The sequence below is a fragment of the Spirillospora sp. NPDC046719 genome, from assembly GCF_040645715.1.
Taxonomy (GTDB): Bacteria; Actinomycetota; Actinomycetes; order Streptosporangiales; family Streptosporangiaceae; genus Spirillospora.
Genome location: NZ_JBEYYT010000527.1, coordinates 1 through 5,554, shown reverse-complemented (window position 1 = coordinate 5,554; position 5,554 = coordinate 1). Strand labels below are relative to the sequence as shown.

Here is a 5,554-nt window from a genome sequence, read left to right as displayed (position 1 = left end):
CGGCGCGGTGCCGGTCGCCGCGCGCCATGCCGCGGCGAGATCTCCACCTGCGCAGCGGTACCCTTGGGCAGCGACCGTGCCCGCGTACCGAGTCATCACTCGCCTGCGGCACGTTCGTCTCCTGCACAACACCCGATACGCCGAGCGAGGTCTCGTGGGCTCTGTCATCAAGAAGCGCCGCAAGCGGATGGCGAAGAAGAAGCACCGCAAGCTGCTGAAGAAGACGCGCATCCAGCGCCGCAACAAGAAGTGAGCACGCCGGTCGCTCAGCCGTAAGGGGTGGGGCGCACAGTGCCTGCCGAGTCGGGGCCAGCCAAGCCCGCCGCGGCCCGTGTCGTCCTCGTCACGGGCGTCTCCCGTTTCCTGGGGGCGCGGGTCGCGCACGCCCTGCAGGCCGACCCGGGGATCGAGCGGGTCATCGGGGTGGACACCGTGCCGCCCACGATGCCGCTCGGCCGCACCGAGTTCGTGCGGGTCGACATCCGCACGCCCGGCATCGCGAAGATCATCTCGTCCGCCCGGGTCGACACCGTGGTGCACCTCAACCTGGTCACCTCGGCGTCGGTGCCGCGGGCGAAGGTGAAAGAGCTCAACGTCATCGGGACGATGCAGCTCCTCGGGGCGTGCCAGCGCTCGCCCGACGCGCGCAAGCTCGTCGTGCGGTCCTCGGCCGCCGTCTACGGCTCCTCCCCGATGGATCCGGCCGTGTTCACCGAGCGGGACGAGCCCGTCGAGGCGCCGACGTCCGGCTACGCCAAGGACGCCGTCGAGGTCGAGGGGTACGTCCGCGGGCTGACGCGGCGCCGCTCCGACCTGACGGTGTCGGTGCTGCGGTTCGCCAACTTCGTCGGCCCCGGCGTCGACTCGCCGCTCACGCGGTACCTGCGCATGCCGGTCGTCCCGACGGTGCTGGGCTTCGACCCCCGGCTCCAGTTCGTCCACGAGGACGACGGCGTCGAGGTGCTGCGGCGGATGACCGTCGAGGACCACCCCGGCTGCTACAACGTGGCCGGCGACGGCGTGCTCCTGCTGTCGCAGGCGCTGCGCCGCGCGGGCCGCCCCTACGTGCCCGTCCCGGCGCCGTCGATCTCGCTGTTCGGCGACATGGGACGGCGGTTCGCGGGCATGTCGGGATTCTCGCCCGAGCTGCTGCGCTGGCTCACCTACGGCAGGGTCATCGACACCTCGGCCCTGGAGGAGGAGCTGGCATGGCGCCCGAAGTACGGGTCGGAGGCGGCGTTCGCCGACTTCGTCGCCGCCCAGGGCCTCGGCCGCCACGGCCCGGCGGCACGGCTGGCCTCGCTGCTGCGCGGCTGACCGGCGAGCGCGGCCGTACCGGCACGGTCCGGCCGGCCGGCGCGATCGGGCGACCCGTCCGGTGGACGACACCGCGCGGCCCGCGCCGCGCGGGGAAGGAGGCAGGATGATGCACGCCCGCCACGAGGACGACGAGGGCGCGCAGGTCATCCGGCTCGCCTCGGCCCGCCCAGACGGCGGCGAGGCGGGGGAGTCCGGCGACGCCGACACCGGACCCGGGCCGCTGGAGCGCCGCATCGCGTCCGGACTGGCCTTCCTGCGCCGCCGCATCTCCGGCGAGTACGAGGTCGACGAGTTCGGCTACGACCCCGACTTCAACGAGAACGTCCTGCTCCCCGCGGCCCGCGCCCTCTACGAGCGCTGGTTCCGCGTCGAGGTCGCGGGCGTCGAGAACGTCCCGGCGGAGGGCGGCGCGCTGATCGTCGCCAACCACTCCGGCACCCTCCCGCTCGACGCGCTGATGCTGTCGGTCGCGCTGCACGACAACGCCCGCCGGTGCGTCCGGCTCCTCGGCGCCGACCTCGTCTACCAGGTGCCCGTCCTCGCGCACCTGGCCCGCAAGGCCGGCCACACCCTCGCCTGCCAGGCCGACGCCGCGCGGCTGCTCGGCAAGGGCGAGCTCGTCGGGGTGTTCCCGGAGGGCTTCAAGGGCGTCGGCAAACCGTTCGCCGACCGCTACAAGCTGCAGCGCTTCGGCCGCGGCGGCTTCGTCGGCACCGCGCTGCGCGCCGGCGTCCCCATCGTCCCGGCCGCCATCGTCGGCGCCGAGGAGATCTACCCCAAGATCGGCGACCTGCGGCCGCTCGCCCGGCTGCTCGGCCTGCCGTACTTCCCCGTCACCCCGACGTTCCCGCTGCTCGGACCCGCCGGGCTCGTCCCGCTGCCGTCCAAGTGGATGATCCAGTTCGGCGAGCCGATGACGCTGGAGGAGTACGCCGCCGAGGACGCCGACGACCCGATGACCCTGTTCAACGTCACCGACCACGTCCGCGAGAACGTCCAGCAGATGCTGTACGACACCCTGCTGCGCCGCGGGCCCGCGTTCTTCTGAGAACGCCCGCGGGCGGGGCGCGCCCTAGAGTGAGCGCATGCCATCGCTGCGTACCCGGATGGTCGCCCGTGACCTGGCCGAACCCCACCGCGTCTCCAGCCCCCTGGAGCTGCTGTTCGACCTGACGTTCGTCGCCGCCGTGTCGCAGATCGCCGGACGGCTCGCGCACGCCACCGAGGAGGGCCACGCGGGCCACGCCGTAGGGGCGTTCCTCGCCGTGTTCTTCGCGATCTGGTGGGCGTGGATGAACTTCACCTGGTTCGCGTCCGCCTACGACACCGACGACGTCCCGTACCGCGTGATGACGTTCCTGCAGATGGCCGGCGTCCTCGTCCTCGCGGCGGGCGTGCCGTCGGCGTTCGACGGCGACTTCACCACCGTCACCATCGGCTACCTCGTCATGCGCGTCGGCCTGGTCAGCCTCTGGGTGCGCGCCGCCATCGCCCACCCCGACGGCCGCGCCACCGCCCTGCGCTACGCGATCGGGGTCTCGCTCGTCCAGGTGCTGTGGGTGTCCCGGCTCGCCCTCCCCGGCGACGGCCCGGTGTGGGCCTTCGTCGTCTGCGCCCTCGCGGACCTGTCCGTCCCGCTGTTCGCCGAACGCCCCGGCATGACGACCTGGCACCCGCACCACATCGCCGAACGGTACGGCCTGTTCACCATCATCCTGCTGGGCGAGAGCGTCCTCGCCGCCACCAACGCCGTCCAGGGCGCCGTCGCCCACGGGCTCAGCGCCGAACTCGTCGTCATCGCGCTCGCCGGGCTGACCGTCCTGTTCACGATCTGGTGGATCTACTTCTCCGAACCCGCCGGCGAGGGCCTCGAAGCGCGCCGCGACCGCTCCTTCATCTGGGGCTACGGCCACTACGGCATGTTCGCGGCCCTCGCCGCACTCGGCGCCGGACTCGAGGTCGCCGTCGCGTCCGCGGGTGAGGGCGAGCACGGCATCGCGGCGAGCCCGACCACCGTCGTCGCCGCGACCGCCGTGCCCGTCGCGATCGTCCTGGCCATGCTGTACGCCCTGCACGCCCCGCTCGGGCACGTCACCGTCCCGCCCCCGTTCACCGCCGTCGCGGTCGTCCTCACCCTGCTCACCGTGCCCGGCGCGGCCACCATCGGCGTCGCCGCCTCGCTCACCGCGATCGCCGTCGTGCTCGTCCTGCTGCTCGGCGCCACCCTCGTCCGCAAGGGCCGGAGCCTCGCCACGTCCTGACGGTACGCGGTCAAATGATCACGCACGGCTATGATCTTGAAAGGAGAGGCACCGGCCACCAGGGGGACCACCATGCTCCGTCGATTCCGGCTCGCGGCGACAACGCTCATGATCGCGGCGGGATCCGTCGCACCCGCGGCACCCGCCGCCGCCGACGACCAGTCCTCATGCCCGCAGGACGCGGCATGCCTCTACGAGAACCCCGACTACACCGGCGCCGTCACCGTCCTGCGCTTCGACCAGTATCCGTCGCAGTGCGCGTCCCTGTCCCAGACCGTCCGGTCGGGCGTCAACAACACCCCGTACTTCCTCAGCCTCTACGACGCCCCGGCATGCTCGGGCAGCAGCCGCGTCGCGACCCTGCCCGCCCACTCGACCAGACCCGCGTTCCCGGCCCCCATGCGCGCCTACTTGTAGGAGCCGCCCGGGCCGGCACCGCCGAGTAAGATCATCGGGTTCGCGCCGCGGGCGCGCGACCTGACGACGGGGGGCTCCCATGGCGACCCAGATCACCGCGGACGAGGTACGGATCGACGTCGGGGGCCCGGCGCCGATGAACGCGTTCCTGGCCCGCCCGTCCGGCTCCGGCGCGCACCCGGCGGTCCTCGTCTGCTCCGAGCTGTGGGGCCTGACGGACCAGGTCCGCGACATCGCCCGGCAGGTCGCCGAGCTCGGCTACGTCGCCATCGCTCCGAACCTCTACCACCGCTCCGGCTCCGAGACCGCGTCCGGTTTCGCCGAGAGCGACGCCAACCGCACCCGCGCCTTCGACCTCCTCGGCCGCCTCACCCGCGACGACGTCGAAGCCGACCTGCGCGCCTGCGTCGCCCACGTCCGCGAGCACGCGAACGCCACCGAGAAGACCGGCGTACTCGGCTTCAGCCTCGGCGGCCACATCGCCTTCTTCGCCGCCACCCGCCTCGACCTCGCCGCCGCCGCGATCTACTACCCCGGCTGGCTCCCCGTCGCCGGCACCGCACTCAGCCGCCCGGAACCCCTGCTGGACGACGCCCCCGCCATCGCGTCCGGGGACGTCCGCACACTCATGTTCTTCGCCGAGCTCGACCACGTCATCGACGCGGCCCAACGGGACCAGATCACCGCCGCCCTGGAGTCGGCGGGCGTCCGCCACGAGGAAGTCGTCTACCCGGGCGCGCAGCACGCCTTCTTCTTCCCGGGCCGCGAACCCTACGACGCCTCCGCCGCCGAAGACTCCTGGGCTCGCGTCCGCGCCCTCTTCGCCGCCGAACTCGCGCAGTAGAGGCACTTGGGCGCCGCTCTCCGCTTCTCTCGGCTCGCTTCTCTCGGCTCGCTTCTCTCGGCTCGCTTCGGTCGGATCGCTTTGTTTGGCTCGCTTTGTTTGGATCGGCTTCGCGTGGAGCCGGGCGGAGCGGCTATGGGAGCGGCACCAAAGCGAAGGCACTGGTGTGTGCGGGGACGGCACGTTGATACCCGGGGTGTGAGGCAGCTTGGGGTGTTGCCTGCCGCTTGCTGGGGTGGTGCCTGCCGGTGGTGCCTGATGGTGCCCGGCGGTGGTCTCCAGCGGTGGTGTCCGGCGGTGGTGCCTAGTGGGGGTGCCTAGTGGGGGTGCCTGGCGGTGGTTCCCGGCGGTGGTGCCTGGCGGTGGGGCCGTCTGGTCGTGGTGCTTGCCGGTTGGATGCTTGTGGGAGCGGTGCTTGCGGGTTGGTGCTCGTGGGCTGGGTGGGGCGGCGCACCAGGATTGCGAGTCGAGGTTGCAATTCGGAGTGGACGAGTCGGGGCTTGCTAGTCGGGATAGGCAAGTCGGTGTTGGGCGCCGGTGTTGCGTGCCTGTGTTGTGCGTCCGGGATTGGCGGGATGGACGATTGACGGCATCGGGGCATAGGGCCCAGAGGCGGTGGGGGCGGCGCTTGCGTACGGGGCCGCCCCTCCAAAGTCAAGGGCGCCTTCGGCGTCGCTTCGCGATGGACTTCGTCCACCCTTGACTTTGGAGC

Annotated in this window: 6 protein-coding genes; all 6 read left to right on the top strand. The window is 72.1% G+C overall.

Annotated elements, in window-relative coordinates; genetic code table 11:
- The first annotated feature begins 154 nt into the window (after positions 1-154).
- The 6 genes from ABZ914_RS45045 to ABZ914_RS45020 all read left to right on the top strand — a co-directional run bounded on the left by ABZ914_RS45045 (position 155) and on the right by ABZ914_RS45020 (position 4,842).
- Positions 155-253, top strand: a complete 99-nt coding sequence (locus ABZ914_RS45045) for a 30S ribosomal protein bS22 (protein ID WP_018654693.1) — start codon at positions 155-157, stop codon at positions 251-253.
- A gap of 38 nt (positions 254-291) precedes the next feature.
- Positions 292-1,317, top strand: coding sequence for an NAD-dependent epimerase/dehydratase family protein (locus ABZ914_RS45040; RefSeq protein WP_500200835.1), 1,026 nt, complete (start codon positions 292-294; stop codon positions 1,315-1,317).
- Positions 1,318-1,423: 106 nt separating this feature from the next.
- Positions 1,424-2,368: a lysophospholipid acyltransferase family protein gene (locus ABZ914_RS45035; protein WP_500200834.1), complete on the top strand. Its 945-nt coding sequence runs from the start codon at positions 1,424-1,426 to the stop codon at positions 2,366-2,368.
- A gap of 37 nt (positions 2,369-2,405) precedes the next feature.
- A complete protein-coding gene (locus ABZ914_RS45030; protein WP_500200833.1) occupies positions 2,406-3,581 on the top strand; it encodes a low temperature requirement protein A in 1,176 nt (391 codons plus the stop codon).
- Positions 3,582-3,653: 72 nt separating this feature from the next.
- Complete coding sequence (locus tag ABZ914_RS45025; RefSeq protein ID WP_500200832.1) at positions 3,654-3,998, top strand: peptidase inhibitor family I36 protein; 345 nt, start codon at positions 3,654-3,656, stop codon at positions 3,996-3,998.
- A 79-nt stretch (positions 3,999-4,077) separates the two neighbouring features.
- Positions 4,078-4,842 carry a dienelactone hydrolase family protein gene (locus tag ABZ914_RS45020; protein WP_500200831.1) on the top strand — a complete coding sequence of 255 codons (765 nt, stop codon included), beginning with the start codon at positions 4,078-4,080 and terminating at the stop codon, positions 4,840-4,842.
- Positions 4,843-5,554 lie beyond the last annotated feature (712 nt).